This window comes from Nonomuraea sp. NPDC004186, from assembly GCF_053603495.1.
In genome coordinates this window covers 1-19,497 of the sequence record NZ_JBSGFQ010000175.1, presented here as the reverse complement: position 1 = coordinate 19,497, position 19,497 = coordinate 1, and the positions used below count along the sequence as shown (strand labels likewise).

Annotated in this window: 9 protein-coding genes; 7 read left to right on the top strand and 2 right to left on the bottom strand. The window is 73.1% G+C overall.

What is annotated here, in order from left to right:
* The coding region (locus ACWEPL_RS60500; RefSeq protein WP_452442083.1) for a hypothetical protein at positions 1-345 on the bottom strand (345 nt) is incomplete at its 3' end.
* A gap of 95 nt (positions 346-440) precedes the next feature.
* Between ACWEPL_RS60500 and ACWEPL_RS60495 the strand changes: the two genes are divergently transcribed.
* The 7 genes from ACWEPL_RS60495 (at position 441) to ACWEPL_RS60465 (ending at position 18,343) form a co-directional block, all read left to right on the top strand.
* On the top strand, positions 441-1,496 hold the full coding sequence (locus ACWEPL_RS60495; protein WP_452442082.1) for a FecCD family ABC transporter permease: 1,056 nt from the start codon (positions 441-443) through the stop codon (positions 1,494-1,496).
* Complete coding sequence (locus ACWEPL_RS60490) at positions 1,493-2,557, top strand: FecCD family ABC transporter permease (protein ID WP_452442081.1); 1,065 nt, start codon at positions 1,493-1,495, stop codon at positions 2,555-2,557. Before ACWEPL_RS60495 ends, ACWEPL_RS60490 begins: the two co-directional genes overlap by 4 nt.
* 87 nt (positions 2,558-2,644) lie before the next feature.
* Entirely contained in the window at positions 2,645-3,670 is a 1,026-nt protein-coding gene (locus ACWEPL_RS60485) for an iron-siderophore ABC transporter substrate-binding protein (RefSeq protein WP_452442080.1), read from the top strand.
* Positions 3,671-3,713: 43 nt separating this feature from the next.
* Complete coding sequence (locus ACWEPL_RS60480) at positions 3,714-5,531, top strand: ABC transporter ATP-binding protein (RefSeq protein WP_452442079.1); 1,818 nt, start codon at positions 3,714-3,716, stop codon at positions 5,529-5,531.
* 7 nt (positions 5,532-5,538) lie between these two features.
* Entirely contained in the window at positions 5,539-16,440 is a 10,902-nt protein-coding gene (locus ACWEPL_RS60475) for an amino acid adenylation domain-containing protein (protein ID WP_452442078.1), read from the top strand.
* Positions 16,427-18,115 (top strand): ABC transporter ATP-binding protein, encoded by a 1,689-nt coding sequence (locus ACWEPL_RS60470; RefSeq protein ID WP_452442077.1) that lies wholly within the window; start codon positions 16,427-16,429, stop codon positions 18,113-18,115. Before ACWEPL_RS60475 ends, ACWEPL_RS60470 begins: the two co-directional genes overlap by 14 nt.
* A gap of 18 nt (positions 18,116-18,133) precedes the next feature.
* A complete protein-coding gene (locus ACWEPL_RS60465) occupies positions 18,134-18,343 on the top strand; it encodes an MbtH family protein (protein WP_397370650.1) in 210 nt (69 codons plus the stop codon).
* On the opposite strand, the gene ACWEPL_RS60460 is transcribed toward ACWEPL_RS60465, so the two are convergent.
* Complete coding sequence (locus ACWEPL_RS60460) at positions 18,336-19,436, bottom strand: cellulose binding domain-containing protein (protein ID WP_452442076.1); 1,101 nt, start codon at positions 19,434-19,436, stop codon at positions 18,336-18,338. The genes ACWEPL_RS60465 and ACWEPL_RS60460 overlap by 8 nt on opposite strands.
* Between the last annotated feature and the right edge of the window lie 61 nt (positions 19,437-19,497).

The window sequence follows — 19,497 nt, the reverse complement described above, 5'->3', positions numbered from 1 at the left end:
GTCTGCCCGTCGCCCGCCGCGGCCCAGCGGCTGCCCATGTTGCCGTCGACGGCGTCGGCCGCGGGGCTGCCCTCGTTCGCGCTGGCGATGACCGAACCGGTACGTCACCCGCAGCCGCGCGGGCATGGCCACCTCGGCGTACCAGCAGTCCGTGTCGCCCCACCGGCGCAGGGGCACCGGCTCCGACCAGCTCTCGAAGCCGACGCTCGCCGGGGACCCGCGCCACAGGAACAGGGTCGCCCAGCCGTCGCCGGCGGGCACCGACGCGGGCGCTCCCGCCGCCGCCCAGAACTCGTCGGAACCGGGTTCACCGGGGAACCCGAACGTGGCGAAAGTGTGCTCCATGCGCGGTCGTACTCCGTCCCTACCGTCGGCCAGAAACTAAGGATAGACTTACCTAAGTTTCATGATCGAGACGCGCCCCCGTGGATTGTAGGTCGATGAGTACGACTCTGGAGAGACGTCCCGCGTCCGAGGTCACAGGGGTCCGCCGGCGGCGGGTGGTGGGCTTGGGCCTTCTCGCGGTGGTTCTCCTGGTCGCGGCGGCGGTGTCGCTGGCCGTCGGCGCGCGCGGGCTGAGTCTCGCGGAGGTGTGGCAGGGGTTGTTCCCGGAGCCGGGCTCCGACCAGCGGCTCACCGAGATCGCGCTGATCGTGCAGACCGTACGGGTGCCCAGGACCGTGCTCGCGATCGTGGCGGGCGTCGCTCTGGGGGTCAGCGGGGCGTTGATCCAGGGGTACACGCGCAACCCGATCGCCGACACGGGGTTGCTGGGGGTGAACTCCGGCGCCTCGTTCGCCGTCGTGACGGTGATCCTCCTGTTCGGGCTCGCCAATCCGTACCAGTACGTCTGGTTCGCCTTCCTGGGGGCGGCGGCCGCCGGCGCCGTCGTGTTCGGGCGGCCCCCCCTCGGCCGGGGCGCGGGCAGCCCGCTGACGCTCGCGCTGGCCGGGCAGGGGGTCGCGGTGTTCCTGGCGGCGATGACCACGGCGGTCGCGTTATCGGACCAGGCGTCGCTGAACGCCCTGCGGTTCTGGAACGCGGGCACCGTCGCCGGGGTCGGATTCGACGTCATCCGGCCGGTGGCCGCGTTCGTCGTGGCCGGGCTGGTGCTGGGGCTCACCACGCTGCCCGCCGTCAACCTGCTCAACCTGGGTGACGACGTCGCGCGCGGGCTGGGCGTGAACATCACGCGCACCCGGACCGTCGGCATCGTCGCCATCACCCTGCTGGCGGGCGCGACGACGGCGGCGTGCGGCCCCATCGCGTTCCTCGGGCTCATGGTGGCCCACGTGGCCCGGTATCTCACCGGGCCGGACTATCGCTGGCTGGTGCCGTGCGCGGGTCTGCTCGGCGCCGTCATCCTGCTGACCTGCGACATCGTGGGGCGCGTGGTGACCCGGCCGGGCGAGTTGCAGGCAGGCGTCGTCGTCGCCGTGGTCGGCGCCCCGTTCTTCGCGGCGCTGGTCTGGCGCGGAAAGTTCAAGACGGTATGAACGAGACGGCGGTGAAGCGGCCGGTGACACCGGGCGTGCGGCTCGGCCACGCGTCGTTCGTGTGGCGGCCCTGGATGGTGCTGGTCACGCTGCTGCTGGCGGCGGCGGCCTTCCTGGTGTTCTGCCTGTCCATCGGCACCGGGGACTTCCCCATCGGCCTGCCCCAGGTGATCGCCACGCTCTTCGGCCAGGGTGAGCGGGTCGACGAGTTCGTGATCATGGATCTGCGCCTGCCGCGCGCCCTGGCCGGGCTCGTCGTGGGGATCGCGCTCGGGGTGTCCGGGGCGATCACGCAGTCCATCGCGCGCAACCCGCTGGCCAGCCCGGACGTGCTGGGGATCACCGGAGGCGCGAGCGTGGTCGCGGTGTTCCTGGTGACGGTGTCGGGCGGGGTCGCCGCGGCCGTCGTCGACTCCGTGGGCCTGTCCGCGGCGGCTCTCGCGGGCGGTCTCGGCACCGGACTGCTGGTGTACTTCCTGGCGTGGCGGCGCGGGATCGACGGCCTCCGGCTCATCCTCATCGGCATCTCGGTGAGCGCCGTGGCGGAGGCGATCACGATCTGGCTGCTGGTCACGGCCGACATCCGGGACGTGGCCCGGGCCCAGGCGTGGCTGGTCGGCTCGCTGGACAACCGGACGTGGGGCGAGGTCTGGGTGGCGCTGTGGTGCGCGCTCGCTCTCATGGCCGTCGTGTCGTGTGTGGCGTTCCAGCTCAGGCCGCTGCACTTCGGCGACGAGGTCGCGGCGGGCCTGGGTGTCCGGTACTCGATGGTGCGGGCGGTCCTGCTGCTGTGCGCGGTGCTGCTGGCCGGCGTGGCGGTGAGCGCGGCGGGCCCGGTCCCGTTCGTGGCGCTGGTGGCGCCGCAGGTGGCGATGCGGCTGTCACGGTGTCCGACGCCGCCGCTGGTGGCATCCGGGCTGGTGGGCGCGCTGCTGCTGATCGGCGCGGACCTGGTGGCGCGTACGGCGCTGCCGGTCAGCCTCCCGGTCGGCGTGGTCACCGCCGCGATCGGCGGCCCTTTCCTCGTCTACCTGCTGGTGCGGGCGAACCTGAAGAAGTAAGGTTAGGCTAACCTAATCTGCGAATGTTACGGTTCCAGTGGATCGCACGAAGGCAAGGGATTCCGGATGCTCCTCCAGCGAAGAACAGTGACGAAGACCTTGCGGCGCATCGCAGTGGTGTTGTCCGCTGCGACATTGATCGCGGGATGCGGTTCCGGCTCGGCGGAGAAGCCGAGCGGCGACACCACCGCGGCGGCCACGGGTGGTGGCGTGTTCCCGTTGACCGTGGAGCACGCGTTCGGGTCCACGCAGATCACCAAGGCCCCCCAGCGGGTCGTCTCCGTCGGCTACACCGACGACCAGGCCATCCTGGCCTTCGGCATCAAGCCGGTCGGCATGGTCGACCAGTACCCGAACCCGCCGGGCAAGACCCCCGACGTCAACACCCAGTGGCCCTGGGTGAAGGACCGGTGGGGCGACACCCGCCCCGAGGTCATCATGAACAACGGGGACTCCGGCCCCAACTACGAGAAGATCGCCGCCCTGCGGCCCGACCTGATCATCGCGGTCTACTCCGAGATCGACCAGGCCGCCTATGACCGGCTCTCCAAGATCGCTCCTACGGTGGGCCGCACCAAGACCGAGAAGGAGCCGTTCAGCGCGCCGTGGCAGGACAACGCGCTGCACATCGCCAAGGCGCTCGGCAAGGCCGACGAGGGCGCCAAGCTGGTGCAGGGCATCCAGGACAAGCTCGACACCGCCCGCAAGACGCACCCGGAGTTCGCGGAGCGCACCGCCGTCGCGGTGTCCTGGTACAAGAACTCGGTCGCCCCGTTCACCACCACCGACGTGCGCGGACGGCTGGTGTCGGGCATCGGCTTCAAGGGCGCGACGGAGATCGACAAGATCGCGGGCGGCAGCTTCTACACCGTGCTGTCCCCCGAGCGCATCGACCTGATCGACGTCGACCACATCTTCGTCATCGCCGACCAGGCGGACCAGAACGCGCTGAAGAACTTCAAGCTGTTCGCCAACCTGCCCGCGGTCAAGGGCGGCAAGGTGTCGTACCTGCTGGACAGCGAGGGACCGGCGATCGGCGCGGCCATGTCGCAGGGCACCCTGCTGTCCCTGCCGTACGCGATCGACGAGCTCGTCAAGTCGGCCGCCTGGTGACGCCGGTGAACGTGTCCTGTGCCCGGCCTGCCGTGGGCCGGGTGTGAGCACCACCGGCACCCGCGTCGCCCCGGCGATCCTGCGCACGGCGACCGGACGCGAGGCCACCCGATGGGTCGCGGCGTACTGCCGCGAGGTGCCCTGGCTGACGGGCGCCACCGTGCTCACCGCGGTGGCCGCGGCGGCGCTCCAGGTGCTGCCGTTGCTCCTGCTCGGCCGGGTGGTCGACGGGGTGGTCGAAGGTCAGTCGCGGTCGGTCCTGGTCACCGTCGGGGTGCTGATGGTGACCGCCGCGCTGCTCGGCTCGGCGGCCACCACGGCGTCCACGTACCTGATCGGGCGGCTGGGCGCGGACCTGCTCGCGCGGCTGCGGGAAGGCGCCGTACGGGCGGTGCTGGGCATGCCGAGCGCGCGGATCGAGCAGGTCGGCCGGGGCGACGTGCTGTCCAGGGTCGGTGACGACGTGGCCGTGGTGTCCAAGGGCATCCGGACGGCGGTCCCCACGGTGTTCTCGTCGGGGGTGCTGGTCGTCATCGCCACGGCGGGCATGTTCGGGCTGGACTGGCGGCTCGGCCTGGCGGGGGCCGGCGCGCTGCCCGCGTACGCGCTGGCCCTGCGCTGGTATCTCCCCCGGTCCGCGCCGCTCTACCAGCGGCAGCGGGAGGCCCAGGCCGATCGCGCGCAGGCGCTGATCAGCGGCCTGAACGGGATCGACACCGTCCGGGCCTACCGCCTGGAGGAGGCCTTCCGCGAGCAGGTCACCCGCGAGTCGTGGCGGGTGCGCGATCTCGGCGTCGAGGTGTTCCGGTTCTTCGGCCGGTTCGTCGGCAGGGAGAACCGCGCCGAGTTCATCGGGCTGGTCCTGATCCTCGTGGTGGGGTACGTCCTGCTGGAGGCCGGCGCCGTCACCCTGGGCGAGGCGTCGGTGGCGCCGCTGCTGTTCCACCGGCTGTTCAACCCGCTGGGCGCCATCCTGTTCACCTTCGACGAGGCGCAGAAGTCGGGCGCGAGCCTGACCCGGCTGGTCGGCGTGCTGGGCGAGGCCACGGAGGAGCGGCTGGTGGGCCGGGTGGCCGCCGCCCCCGCGGACGCCGGGCCGTACCCGGTGATGGTCGAAGGGCTGACGTTCAGCTATCCCGGCAGCTATCCCGGCTCGGAGCGGCCGGTCCTGCGGGACGTCGACCTGGTGATCCCGGCCGGCGGGTCGCTGGCGCTGGTGGGGGCGACGGGCGCGGGCAAGTCGACCCTGGCGGCGCTGATCGCGGGGATCGGGACCCCGCAGGCCGGGTCGGTGCGCATCGGATCGACCGATCTCGCCGGGCTGGACGAGGCCGGCGCGCGGGCCCTGGTGAGCATCCTGACGCAGGAGACGCACGTGTTCTCCGGCCCGCTCTCCGGCGACCTGCGGCTGGCCGCGCCGGAGGCGGCCGACGCCGAGCTGATGGACGCGTTGCGCAGGGTCGGCGCCGACACGTGGGTCGCAGCGCTGCCCGACGGGCTGGACACCGTGGTCGGCGAAGGCGGTGAGCGGCTGGACGGCACCAAGGTCGCCCAGATCGCGCTTGCCCGGCTCGTGCTGGGCCGGTCGCCGGTGGTGGTGCTGGACGAGTCGACCGCGGAGGCGGGCAGCCAGGGCGCCGCCGAGCTGGAGCGGGCCGTGGCCGCCGCCTGCAAGGGCCGTACGACGCTGTTCGTGGCGCACCGGCTGACCCAGGCGATGGCGGCCGACCGCATCGCCGTGCTGGACGCGGGACGCGTCGTGGAGCAGGGAACCCACGAGGAGCTGGTGGCTCTGGGCGGCAGGTACGCGCGGCTGTGGCGCGCGTGGCAAGAACCTTCATCCTTCGAAAGGGACGGCTGAGTCTTCGATGACGGAACCGAGCACTCGTCTCGCACTGCTCTCTCCCGCGCGCCTGGCCGACGTGCGCCGGCGAACCGGCGGCTACTCCGACAGGACCATCACCAAGGCGTGCGCCATCGGGCTGGCCTACTGGGCGACCGGCCAGAGCCCCGGCAGTCTCGACCTCACCTCCGCCACCCTGTTCGCCGACGTGCTCGGATGGGCCGACAACGGCGGGGACGGGGTCGCCGGCTGGGAGGTCGGCGCGGACGGCCGGAGCATCACCGTCCCCGAGGGGGTCGCGCCGGCCGACGCGCAGCTCGCGCTGGACGACCTGGCCGACTTCCCGGATCGGCCCATCGGCACCATCGGCCCGTCCAGCGTGCCGGCCCGGCTCGCGGCCCTGGCCGCGTGGAACGACAACGACGTGGACCGGGTCCGCCCGACCATCGTGGAGATGTTCCGCGAGCAGGCCAGGACCAGGCCGGACGCCGTCGCCATCGTGGACGGGCACCGGTCGCTGACCTACCGCGAGGCGGCCGAGCTGTCCAACCAGCTCGCCCACCACCTCATCGACCGCGGGCTCACCGCCGAACAGATCGTCGGCATCTCGCTGGGCCGCTCCGCCGAGATGGTGATCGGCCTGCTGGGCGTGCTCCAGGCGGGGGGCGCGTTCGTGCCGCTCGATCCGCAGTGGCCGGCCGCGCGCCGGGCGGTCGTCATCGAGGACGCCGGGGTCGTGGCGCAGCTCAACGACTCCGGCGAGCACGGCGCGGGCGAGCCGGAGGCCGTGGCCGTCGACCTCGGCGACTGGCGGTTCGGCTCGTATCCCACCGAGGACACCGACATCGCCGTCCCCGGTCCCGCCCTGGCGTACGTGATCTTCACGTCCGGTTCGACCGGGCGGCCCAAGGGCGCGATGATCCGGCACGAGGCGATCAGCGAGCGCCTGCTGTGGCAGTCCCGCGAGATCCTGGGCTTCGGCCACGACGACGCGTCGCTGTTCAAGGCGCCGCTGTCGTTCGACATCTCCATCAACGAGATCTTCCTGCCGCTGGTGTGCGGCGGCCGGCTGGTGGTCCTGCGGCCCGGCGGCGAGCGCGACCCGCACCACCTGCTGAGCGTGATCGCCGAGCAGCGCGTCACCTTCACGTACCTGGTGTCGTCCATGCTGGACGTGCTGCTGGAGATCGCGGGCGACTCCGGGCGGCTGGACAGCCTGCGGCACGTGTGGTGCGGCGGCGAGGTGCTGACCCCGGAGCTGTACGAGCGCTTCCGCACCCGGCTCGACATCCCCATGTACCACGGCTACGGCCCCGCCGAGACGACGATCGGCGTCTCGCACGTCATCTACCGGGGCGCGGCCGAGCGCCTGTCGACGTCGATCGGCAAGGCCAACCCCAACACCGAGCTGTACGTGCTGGACGAGGAGCTGCGCCCGGTCCCGGTCGGCGTCGGCGGCGAGCTGTACGTGGGCGGCTTCCTCCTGGGCCGCGGGTACGTCAACGCGCCCGGCCTGACGGCGTCCCGGTTCGTGGCGAACCCCTTCGCCGGGGACGGGTCCCGGCTGTACCGCACCGGCGACCTGGCGCGCTTCGCCCCCGACGGGTCGCTGGACTTCCTCGGCCGGGCCGACAACCAGATCAAGATCCGCGGCATGCGGCTGGAGATCGAGGACGTCGAGGTCGGCCTCGCGGAGCACCCCCGGGTGCGGCACACCTGCGTCGTCGCCAGGAAGAACGCGGCGGGCGGCACCTACCTGGTCGGGTACGTGATCCCGGCGGCCGGGAGCGGCGACCTGCGGGCGGACGAGGTCAAGGCGTGGGCCGCCGAGCACATGGTCGAGTACATGGTGCCCGCGCACGTCGTCGTGATGAAGGAGTTCCCGCTCACCGCCAACGGCAAGCTGGAGCGGGGCGCGTTGCCGGAGCCGGCGATCGGGACGGGTGCGATCGTCGCGCCGGCCACCGAGACCGAGCGCCTGGTGTGCGCGGCGGTCGCGTCGGTGCTGCGGCTGGACGAGGTCGGTGTCGACCAGAACTTCTTCAGGCTCGGCGGCGACAGCATCCTGGCGATCTCGCTGCTGAGCGCGCTGCGCGACGCGGGCCTCCACCTCACGGCGACGCAGATCTTCGCGAGCCGCAACGTCGGAGCGCTCGCCGCGGCGGCCACCCGTGACGACGTCTCCACCGTGGATCGCGGGGACGTCGCGACCGGTCCCGTCGCGGGGGCGCCCATCGTGCAGTGGCTCGGCGAGCACACGGACGCGATCGACGGCTTCGTGCAGTCGGTGGTGCTGAACACCCCGGCCCACCTGACCGCCGGCGCCCTCGGCGAGCTGCTCGCCGCCCTGGTCAGGCGGCACGACATGCTGCGCGCCAGGCTGGTGCGCGGCGAGCGCTGGGGCTTCGACATCCCCGAGGCGGACGGGGCCGTCGTGGGGTGGGAGGAGAGCGACCGGCCGCTCGACGAGTGCGTCCGGCTCGCCACCGCCGGGCTGGCCCCCGACGACGGCGTGATGCTCCGTGCCGTCTGGCGGCGCGAGGCGCGGCAGCTCGTCCTGGTCGCGCATCACGTGGTGATCGACGGCGTGTCCTGGCGGATCCTGATGGAGGACCTGGCCACGGCGTGGCGGCAGCTCACCTCGGGCACGCCGATCCAGCTGCCCCCGGTGGGCACGTCGTTCCGGCGCTGGACGCAGCTGCTGGAGCAGGCGGCGTTCGACGCGGACCGCGACCACTTCCAGCGGCCCCTGCCGGGAGCGGACGGGCCGCTGGGCAGGCGTCCGCCGTCCGCGTCCGACACCGTCGCGCGCGAGCGGACCCAGGTCGTCCCGGTCGGCCCCGAGGTCACCGCCGCGCTGCTGGGCGAGATCCCGGCGAGGTTCCACGCGGGCGTCAACGACGTGCTGCTGACCGCGCTCGCCGTCGCCCTCGCCCGGTGGCGGCGCGACCTCGGGCAGGACCAGACGTACGCGCACATCGAACTCGAGGGCCACGGCCGCGAGGGACGGTTCGTGGCGGGCGCGGCCGGCTACGAGCCGGACCTGTCGCGGACCGTGGGCTGGTTCACCACGCTGTTCCCGGTGACCGTGGACCCCGGCGCGGCGGCCGATCTCACCGCTCCCGACTATTTGTCCGCGGCGCTCAAGGCGGTCAAGGAGGACCTCGCCCGGGTGCCGAGCAACGGCGTCTCCTACGGCGCCCTGCGCTACCTGACCGGCACCGGGTTCGCGGCGCCCGCCCCGCAGGTGCTGTTCAACTACCTGGGCCGCTACGACGCGGGCGTGTCCGGGGACTGGCGGCTCGCGGGCGCCACGGGGCAGCTGGGCGAGAAGCGCGACCCGGGGATGCGGCTGCCGCGCGCCCTGGAGTTCAACGCGATCGCCGAGCCCGGCGCGAGCGGCGCGTACGAGCTGCTCACCACCATCTCCTGGCCGGACGGGATGTTCGCGGACGAGGATATCGCGACGATCGGCGAGTACTTCCGGGCGGCTCTGACCGGGCTGGCCGCGCTCGACCAGGGCGGCCACTCCCCCAGCGACTTCGCCGCGGTGGCTCTCACGCAGGCCGACGTCGACGCCCTGGACGGCCCGGCGCTGCGGGACATCCTGCCGCTGACCCCGTTGCAGGAGGGCCTGTACTTCCACTCGGTCTTCGACGACGACTCGGCGGGCAGCTACGTCGAGCAGCAGATCATGACGCTGGACGGCGACGTGGACGCCGACCGGCTCGCGGCGGCGGCCACCCGGCTGTTCGACCTGTTCCCGAACCTGGCCGCGCGCTTCGTCGCCCTCGCCGACGGCCGCGTGGTCTCGGTGCTGGAGAGCGGGGTGGAGGCGCCGTTCACCACGCTGGAGCGCCCCGGCATCACCGAGGACGAGATCCGCGACCACGCCGAACGGGACCGCCGCGCCGGGTTCGACCTGGCCACCGGTCCGCTGATGCGCTTCACCCTCATCCGTACGGGTTCCGGTGGGAACGTGCTGGTGCAGACCGTGCACCACATCCTCGCCGACGGCTGGTCGGTGCCCCCGATGCTGCGCGCGCTGCTGGCCGAGTATCACGCGCCGTGGACCGCGTACCCGCAGGGCGGCTTCGCCGACCACGTGCGCGCGCTGGCCGCGCGCGACGACGACGAGAGCGACCGGGTGTGGCGCGATCAGCTCGCCGGCCTGCCCGGCCCCTCGCTGGTGGCCGAGGGGCACACCCCGTCCGGCCGGTACGCCGAGACCGCGGTGGAGCCGGACGACGACGTCGACGCGGCCGCCCGGTCGGCGGGTGTGCCGCTGAGCGTCGCCGTGCACAGCGCGTGGGCGGTGACGCTGGGCGGCATCCTGCCGGGCAAGGATGTGGTGTTCGGCTCCACGGTGTCCGGGCGCGACGCGGACGTGCCGGGCATCAAGGACATGGTGGGCCTGCTCATCAACACGATCCCCGTACGCGTCCGGTGGGACGGCGCCACCACGGCGCGCGAGCTGCTCGCCTCGGTGCGGGACCACCAGAGCGCGGTGCTGCCGCACCAGCACGTCTCCCTGACCAGGATCGGCCGCCAGGCCGGCGGCGGCCCTCTGTTCGACACCCTGGTGGTGTTCGACGTCGCGGCCGACGTGGACGGTCTGCGCAGGCCCGGCGACGAGTTCGCCATCACCGGCATCGTGAACGAGGGCGCCCCTCACTACCCGCTGACGCTGGTGGTGGAGCGCGCACGCGACGGCCACCCGCGCTTCAACCTGATCTACGACGGCGAGCTGCTGCGGGAGGCGCGCGCTCAGACGATCCTGCGCACGTTCACCCGGGCGCTGACCCGCCTGCTCACCCGGCCGGACGACCTGGTGCCGGGCGGCGCCGGGCAGCCCGCGCGGGTCACCCCCGAAACCTTGGGCGAGCTGTTCGACGCCGCCGCCGAGCGCGACCCGGCCGCCACCGCCGTCACCCAGTGCGGTCTCGACGGCGGCACCCGGTCGCTCACCTATGGCGAGCTGGCGGAGGCGAAGAACGAGCTGGCCGCGGCGCTGCGGGCGGCCGGGGTCGGGCCGGGCAAACGGGTCGCCGTCGCCGTCCCGCGCTCCGTCGAGCAGGTCGTCGCCCTGGTCGCGATCGTCAGCGCGGGCGGCGCGTACGTGCCGCTGGATCTGGCGTACCCGGACGAACGGCTGGAGTACGTCCTCGCCGACGCCGCCCCGCAGGTCGTGCTCGTGGACCGGGACCAGCGGGACCGCTTCACGGAGCTGGCGGCCAGGGCGGGCGGGCCGGCCCGCGTGCTCGTCCAGGGGGACGAGCTGCCGCTGGACACCACCGCGACCGAGGTGACTTGGCACGACCCGGCGTACGTGATCTACACGTCCGGATCGACCGGCAGGCCCAAGGGGGTCGTCGTCCCGCACTCCAGCGTGGTGACGCTGCTCGCGAACACCCGGCCGGACATGGACTTCGGCCCGGACGACGTGTGGGTGCAGTTCCACTCCTACTCCTTCGACTTCGCGGTGTGGGAGCTGTGGGGCGCGCTGGCGCACGGCGGTGAGCTGCTGGTGCCGGAGTACGGGCTGACCCGCTCCCCGGTCGACTTCCACCGGCTGGTCCGCGAGCGCGGAGTGACCGTGCTCAACCAGACCCCGTCGGCGTTCTACCAGTTCATGGAGGCCGACCGGCACGCCGGCGAGCCGGTCACCGCGCTGCGCCGGATCGTCTTCGGCGGCGAGGCGCTGGACCTCGGGCGGCTGCGCGGCTGGGTCGAGCGGCACGGCACGCGCTCGCCCGAGCTGGTCAACATGTACGGCATCACCGAGACCACCGTCCACGTCACCCACCGGGTGCTGACCGACGCGGACTTCGCGGCCGGAGACGGCGCCAGCCCGATCGGCGGCCCGATCCCCGGCCTGGTCACCTACCTGCTCGACGACCGGCTCCGGCCGGTGCCGCCGGGCCGGGTGGGCGCCATCTACGTCGCCGGCGACCAGGTGTCGCTCGGCTACCTGGGCAGGCCGGGGCTCACCGCGAGCCGGTTCGTGGCCGACCCGTTCGCGGGCGACGGCTCCCGCATGTACCACACGGGCGACCTCGCCCGCCGCACGCTCGACGGCGAGCTGGAGTTCGCCGGCCGTGCCGACGACCAGGTGCAGCTCAAGGGCTTCCGCATCGAGCTCGGCGAGGTGGAGTCCGCGATCAGGGAGCTCGACGGCGTGGTCGACGTGGCCGTCACCGTAGCGGGCGGCGGGGACCACCTGGTCGCGCACGTCGTGGGCCGGGTGCCCGGCGACGTCTCCGGGCTGCTGTCGGCGAAGCTGCCCGCGCACATGGTGCCGCGCCGGGTGCTCCGCGTGGAGACGCTGCCGCTGACCGTCAACGGCAAGCTGGACCGCAAGGCCCTGAGCGAGCACGCCGGGCGGGACGACGCTCCGGTGCCCGCGGGCGATTCCGAGCGCACCGAGCGGGACGACACCCCGATGCTCGCCGCGCTGGTCGGCATCTTCGCCGACGCGCTGCCCGGCTGCGAGGTGGACGGCGACACCGACTTCTTCAGGGCCGGCGGCGACAGCATCGTCATCATCACCGTGGTCAACCGGGCCAGGGCGCTCGGCCTGCCGATCACCCCACGGGACGTGTTCCTGCTCAGGACGCCGCGCGCGCTCGCCGGGCACCTGGGAGCGCCCCGGGCCACGGAGCCGGTGCCCGCCTCTCATGAGGACGGTCCGCTGACGCCGACGCCGATCATCCTGCGCCAGCGGGGGCTGGGCGGCTCTCTCACCCGGTTCGCCCAGGCCAGGACGCTGGTGGCGCCCGAGGGGACCGGGTTCGCCGACGTCGGACGCGCCGCCGAGGCCGTCGTGGCCGCGCACCCGGCCCTCCGGCTGCGGCTGCGCGTCGAGCACGGGGTGTGGGCGCTGCGCACCGAACCCGCCCGGCAGGTCACCGTCGCCCGCACGGACGCGACCGACGCCACGGCCGTCGCGAACGAGGCCGCCGGACGGCTCGATCCCGGGGCCGGGGAGATGATCGCGTTCTCCTGGCTGGCGGCGAGCCGGACTCTCGTGGTCACCGTGCACCACCTCGCCGTCGACGCGGTGTCCTGGCTGGTCCTGCTGGACGACCTGGCCGCCGCCATGCGCGGGGCGGCACTGGCACCACCGACCACGTCCTACGCCGAGTACGCCGGCGCGCTGGCGGCGGGGTCCGCCCAGGCGATCGACGACCTCGGGCACTGGGTCGGCACGCTCGAAGCGCCCCCGCTGCTGCCCGTGGTCGAGCGGCTGCGCGAGACCGTGGTGGAGGTCGCGCCCGAGGTGACCGCCCGCGTGACGCGTACCGCGCCCGCCACGCTCGGCGTCGGTGTCACCGAGCTGCTGTGCGGCGCGCTGCGGACCGCGCTGACGCACGTCCAGCCGTCGCCCACCGACCTCGCGATCGAGCTGGAGCGCCACGGCCGGGTCCCGGCGCTCGAACACCACGACTACACCCGCACGGTCGGCTGGTTCACCTCCATCGCGCCCGTACGGCTCACCGCGCACACCGACCCCGTCGCGGCGGCGCGCGAGCTCGCCGAACGGCAGCCGGACGAGCGCGGGCACGTCGCCTACGGCCAGCTCAGATACCTCAACCCGCAGACGGCGCCGCTGCTGAACGCGCGCCCGCAGGTGCTGTTCAACTACCTCGGCCGGGGCAGCGAGTCCCAGGCGCTGCAGATCACTGGGCACATCACCGGCGGCGACCAGGGCAGCCCGTACGCCGTCGAGGTCAACGCGTGGATCGACGCGGCCACCGGAAGCCTGCGCGCGGCCTTCACCCTCGCCGAAGGCGTCCCCGACGAGCTCGCCGAGCACTGGCGGCGCGCCGTGGAGCGGATCGCGGACGCCGCCGCGACCGCCGAGTGGACGGCGCCGGTCACCCCGCTCCAGAAGGGCCTGTTCTTCCAGGCCCAGCTGGCGGGCTCGGCCGGCCACTACGTCGCCCAGAACTACTTCACCTTCGACCGGCGGCTGGACACCGGCGCCCTGGCCGAGGCGATGGCGTACGTGATCGCTCGGCACCCGGTCGTGGGCGCCGGCTTCACCACCGACGCCGGCGGCGACCCGGTCCAGGTCCTGGCGGCCGGCCGGCGGATCGACGTCCGCGTGGTCGCGCTGTCGACGGACGCGGAGGTCGAGGCCCTGCGCGCCCGGGACCGCGACACGGGCTTCGACCCGGGTGAGCCGCCGCTGATCCGGCTGACCGTGGTGCGCCTGCCCGGCGACCGCGACGGCCTGCTGCTGAGCTACCACCTGCTGCTGTGGGACGGCTGGTCCCGCCAGATCGTGCTCCGGGACCTGTTCGACGCCTATCAGGCCGTCCTCGCGGGACAGCCACTGGACCCGGTCCCGGCCACGCCGAGCTTCGAGAGCCACGCCCGGGCGCTCGCCACCAGGGACCTCGCCGCGTCGGAACGGTTCTGGGCGGAGCACCTGACCGGCCTCCCCGGCCCGACGCTGCTCGCCGGGCCGTCTCCGTCGCTGCCGGACGAGCTGCCGAGCGCCCTCGTACGCACCCTCTCCCCCGGGCAGTCGGACCTGCTGCGGGAGGCGGCAAGGACGCACGGCGTCACGCTGAACTCGGTGCTGACCGGCGCGTTCGGCCTGCTGCTTGGCGCGCACACGGGCCGGAGCGACGCCGTGTTCGGCGTGACCGTCTCCGGCCGGGAGGGCGAGGGCCTGTCCGACATCGTCGGCGTGCTGCTCAACACCGTCCCCATGTGGACGCGGGCCCGGCCGGACGACACGGTACGGGAGTATCTGTCCGCCGTGCAGGCGGCCAGGGTCGCGGCGATGGAGCACGAGCACCTGGGTCTCGGCGAGATCCAGCGGGCCAGCGGGCACGACACCCTGTTCGACAACCTGTTCGTGCTCCAGAACTTCCTGGACCTGGACGCGCTCGCCACGATGAACGCCCGGCACGGCATCACCGAGGTGCGCGCCGAGGACTCCACGCACTACCCGTTCACCTGGGTCGTCACGCCGGGCGACCGGCTCACGGTCAAGCTGGAGCACCGCGACGACGACTCCGGGCGCGCCCGCCGTCTCCTGGACGACTACGTGCGCGTGCTGGAGGAGCTGGCCCGCTCGACCGGGCCGGTGGGCGCGCTGCGGGGTCTGGGGCCGGAGCCCGAGCCGGCCGTACGCACGGACGTCGGCACGGACACCGTGGTCGACCGGTTCGACCGGGCGGCGGAGGGCGGCCCGCAGCGGGTCGCGCTCGTCGCCCACGGCCGGACCATGACGTTCGCCCAGCTCAGGGACCGCAGCCGCGCGGTGGCGGGGGTGCTCGCCCGGCGCGGCATCGGCCCCGAGACGACCGTGGGCCTGGCGATCCCGCGCTCCCTCGACTCGATCGTGGCGCTGTTCGCCGTGCTGCGCGTCGGCGCCGCGTACGTGCCGCTGGAGCTGGACCACCCGGACGAGCGGATCGCCGCGATCGTCGCGGACGCCGGCCCGGACGTGATCCTCACCGTGAGCGCGGTCGCTCCCCGGCTGACCGGCGACCTGATCGAGCTGGACCGCCCCCTGCCCGAGGCCGAGCCGCTCACGACGTTCGCGCCGGGCGACCCGGACCGCCTGCGGCACCCGGCGTACACCATCTACACCTCCGGATCGACCGGGAAGCCCAAGGGCGTGGTGACCGGGTACGCCGGGCTCACCAACATGCTGATCAACCACCAGCGCCGGATCTTCGAGCCGGTGCTGGCGCGGCACGGGCACCGGGTCTTCCGGATCGCGCACACCGTGTCGTTCGCGTTCGACATGTCGTGGGAGGAGCTCCTGTGGCTCGCCGACGGCCACGAGGTGCACATCTGCGACGAGGAGCTGCGGCGCGACGCGCCCCGCCTGGTCGAGTACTGCCTCGAGCACGGGATCGACGTCATCAACGTGACCCCCACCTATGCGCAGCAGCTGGTGGCCGAGGGGCTGCTCGACGACCCCGCGCGGCGGCCCGCGCTCGTGCTGCTGGGCGGCGAGGCGGTCACCCCGGCGCTGTGGCGCCGGCTCGCCGAAACCGAGGGGACGGTCGGCTACAACCTGTACGGACCCACCGAGTACACCATCAACACCCTCGGCGTCGGCACCTTCGAGTGCCAGGACCCGGTGGTCGGCGTGGCGATCGACAACACCGACGTGTACGTGCTGGATCCGTGGCTGCGGCCCGTTCCGGACGGCGTGCCCGGCGAGCTGTACGTGTCGGGCGTCGGCATCGCGCGCGGCTACCTCGGGCAGCCCGCCCAGACCGCGCACCGGTTCGTCGCCTGCCCGTACGGCGAGCCCGGCGAGCGCATGTACCGCACCGGGGACCTCGTGGTCCGGCGGCCCGACGGCAACCTGATGTACCTGGGCCGCACCGACCAGCAGGTCAAGATCCGCGGGCATCGGGTGGAGCCGGGCGAGGTCGAGGCCGCGTTCGAGGCGCACCCGGCGGTGCGGTTCGCCGCCGCGGTCGCCCAGCCGGACCCCCAGGTGGACGGCGCGTACCGGCTGGCCGCCTACCTCGTGCTGGGCGATTCCGACCTCGCGACCGTCGCCGCCGAGGTGTGCGCCGGGCTGCCGGACTTCCTGCGCCCCACGCACTACGCCCAGGTCGACGCCATCCCGCTGACCGTGAACGGGAAGGCCGACGCCAAGGCGCTGCCGGAGGCCAGGCCGCTGGGCGCGCTGACCACCGCGGGTGAGCGCGGCCCGGCGACCGGGACCGAGACCGTGGTGTGCGAGTTCTTCGCCGAGGCGCTGGACCTGGACGACGACGAGGTGAGCGCGGTGAGCGACTTCATGTCCCTCGGCGGGCACTCCATGCTGGCGGTGCGGCTGATCGGGCTGCTCCGCCGCGAGTACGGCCCCGTGATCACCATTCGTGACCTGTTCGCCCTGCGGACCCCCGAAGCGATTGCCCGGCACCTCGATGACAACTCCTGACCGTACGGGGTCCGGCATCCTGCGGACCGCACTGCGACGCAACGCGGGCGCCATGGCCTGGGGCACCGTCCTCATGGGCATGTACCAGGCCGGCGAGACCGCCTTCCCCATCGCGCTCGGCCTGATCGTCGAGCACACGATGCGCGAGCGCGGCCTCGGCTCGCTCGCGGTGTCGATCGCCGCGCTGGCCGTGATCATCACGACCGTGTCGCTGTCGTGGCGGTTCGGGATGCGCATCCTGCAGAAGGCCAACACGACCGAGGCGCACCGCTGGCGGGTGCGGGTCGCGGCCTGCGGGCTCCAGCCCGTGGCCAGGGACGTCGACCTCAAGTCCGGCGAGGTCCTGACCATCGCCACCGAGGACGCCGACCAGACCGCCGACATCATCGAGGTGGTGCCGCTGCTGGTCAGCTCGCTGGTCGCGGTGCTGATCACGGCGATCGCCCTGGGCACGGCCAACGTGTGGCTCGGCCTGCTCGTGATCGTGGGAACCGTCGCCATCCTGTCGATCCTGAGCGTGCTGTCCAGGCGGATCGGCGCCGGTACCCGCGAGCAGCAGGCCCGGGTGGCGCGGGCGGGCGCGAAGGTCGCCGACCTGATCACCGGGCTGCGGCCGCTGCACGGCTTCGGCGGCACCCACGCGGCGTTCCTGTCCTACCGGAAGGTCAGCACGGAGGCGAGGAGCCAGGCGGTCACCGTCGCCAGGGTGAACGGCGCGTACGCCGGCGCCGCGCAGATCCTCAACGCCATCCTCGCCACCGCGGTGACCCTGGCGGCGGGGTGGCTGGCGTTCGACGGCCGGATCTCCATCGGGCAGCTCGTCATGGCCGTGGGGCTGGCGCAGTTCATCATGGAACCGCTCAAGCTGTTCTCGGAGATGCCGAAGTACGTGATGATCGCGCACGCGTCGGCCGAACGGATGGCGCTGGTGCTGGCCGCGCCCGCGGTGATGACCCCGGGGCCGGAGCGCCCGTCCGCGGGCGGGGACCTGGAGGTCGACGGCGTCCGGTACGGGGCGCTGCGCGAGCTGAAGTTCCACGTGCCGGCCGGGGAGTTCGTGGCGATCGCCGCCTACCAGCCGCGCGCGGCGGCCGATCTCGTGTCGATCCTGGCCGTGCACGTCCCGCCCGGCGCGTACGAGGGCGTGGTGCGGGTCAGCGGGCGGGAGGCGGCGGACCTGTCGATCGAGGCGGTCCGCGAGCGCATGCTGGTGAACCCGTACGACGGGGAGATCTTCGCGGGCACCCTCCGCACGAACATCGACCCGGCGGGCACCGGCCGCATGGTCCCCGAAGCCGTCGAGGCGTCCATGCTGGTCGACGTCGTGGCCCTCCACCCCGAAGGGCTCGACTACGGCGTCCGCGACCGCGGCGCCAACCTCTCCGGCGGGCAGCGCCAACGGCTGTCGCTGGCCCGCGCCCTGGCCGCCGACGCCGACATCCTCGTCCTGCACGACCCGACGACGGCCGTCGACGCGGTCACCGAGCAGCTCATCGCGCGCAACGTCGCGGAGCTGCGCCGGGGCCGCACCACCGTCGTGATCACCAGCAGCCCGGCCCTCCTCGACGCCGCCGACCGGGTCCTCGTCCTGGACGACGGCGTCATCACCGCAGAGGACACCCATCGCAACCTGCTCACCACCGACGAGAACTACCGCCTGGCCGTGGCCCGGTGAACCCAGAAGGGATCAAGCATGACCACCAACCCGTTCGACGACGCCGACGGCCGCTTCCTGGTCCTGGTCAACGCCGAGAACCAGCACTCCCTGTGGCCCTCCTTCGCCGAGGTCCCCGCCGGCTGGACCGTCGTCCTTCCCGAGAACAGCCGCGCCGCCTGCCTGGACTACATCGAGCGGCACTGGACCGACCTGCGCCCGCGTTCGCTGGCCGAGAGGCTCAGCTGAGCACGCAGCTCACCTGGGGTGGCGTGTTGGTCGCGTTGTTCCAGGTCGCGTTGAAGCCGAACGCGGTGGACGCGCCGACCGGCAGGCTGCCGTTGTAGGCGGCGTTCCGCGCCGTGACGGTGGCGCCGGTCTGCGTGAGCGCGGTGTTCCACGATTCGCGGACCTGCTGCCCGTCGGCGAAGGTGAGGGTCGTCGTCCAGGCGGAGGCCGCGCGCGTGGAGGTGTTCTGCACGGTGACCTCGGCCTGGAAGGCGCCGCCCCACTGGGAGATCACCCGGTAGGCGGCGGTGCACCGGCCGTCACCGGGCGTCGGGGTCGGGGTCGGCGTTGGGGTGGGCGTTGGGGTCGGGGTCGGGGTGGGCGTGGTCGGCGGGATCACGCCGTCGAGCACCCGCGCGAGGGCCGGGTACCAGCGGTCGGCCATCTTCTGGAAGCCGGCGTCGTTGGGGTGCACCCCGTCGCCGGTGTCCGTGGCCGTGTTGAAGCCGGTCCACTGGTCCACGACGACGATGGGCGACTGCGCGGTCGTGAGGCCGGCGGCCCAGCCCGGGATCGCGTTGTCGAGCGCCGTCACGCTGGCCGCGCAGGTGGGGCAGCCGGACGGGTTCATGGGGATGATCTGCGCCACGATGATCTTCATGGTGGGGTTGCTCGCGCGCATCTGACCGACCAGCTTCGTGTACGCGGCCAGAACGGTGCTGGTCGGGATGAAGCCGCCCCACATGTCGTTGGTGCCCAGGTGCATGAGGACGATGTCGGGCCTGGCCGCGGCCAGCCACGGCGGCAACTGGTTCTGGTCGGCGATGCCGGTGGCGGAGTAGCCGCCGTGGCCCTCGTGGTCGCCGTCGTAGGTGTAGCCGTAGTTGCAGCCGCCGTCGGGATCGCTGCCGACGAAGTCGATGCCGGTGTACCCGGTCGTCTGCAGGCGGTGCCAGAGCATGGCGCGCCAGCAGCCGGGTCCGGCGGTGATGGAGTCGCCGAGCGGCATGATCCGCACGGGCGCCGCCGCCGACGTGGCGGGCAGGGCGGCCCCGAGGGTGACCGCCAGCAGGAGCGCGGTGAGCAGGGCGTACAGGTGGGATCGGCGAAGCATCGGTGACTCCCCGGATGAGGCGGCCCGGTCATGGCCCTGAAGGTGAGCTCGCCGATCGGGA

What these genes read in the sequence shown, in the direction of transcription:
- ACWEPL_RS60475 (WP_452442078.1), top strand. Translation starts at nt 5,539, where the DNA reads ATGACGGAACCGAGCACTCGTCTCGCACTGCTCTCTCCCGCGCGCCTG.
- ACWEPL_RS60495 (WP_452442082.1), top strand. Translation starts at nt 441, where the DNA reads ATGAGTACGACTCTGGAGAGACGTCCCGCGTCCGAGGTCACAGGGGTC.
- ACWEPL_RS60470 (WP_452442077.1), top strand. Translation starts at nt 16,427, where the DNA reads ATGACAACTCCTGACCGTACGGGGTCCGGCATCCTGCGGACCGCACTG.
- ACWEPL_RS60490 (WP_452442081.1), top strand. Translation starts at nt 1,493, where the DNA reads ATGAACGAGACGGCGGTGAAGCGGCCGGTGACACCGGGCGTGCGGCTC.
- ACWEPL_RS60460 (WP_452442076.1), bottom strand. Translation starts at nt 19,436, where the DNA reads ATGCTTCGCCGATCCCACCTGTACGCCCTGCTCACCGCGCTCCTGCTG.
- ACWEPL_RS60465 (WP_397370650.1), top strand. Translation starts at nt 18,134, where the DNA reads ATGACCACCAACCCGTTCGACGACGCCGACGGCCGCTTCCTGGTCCTG.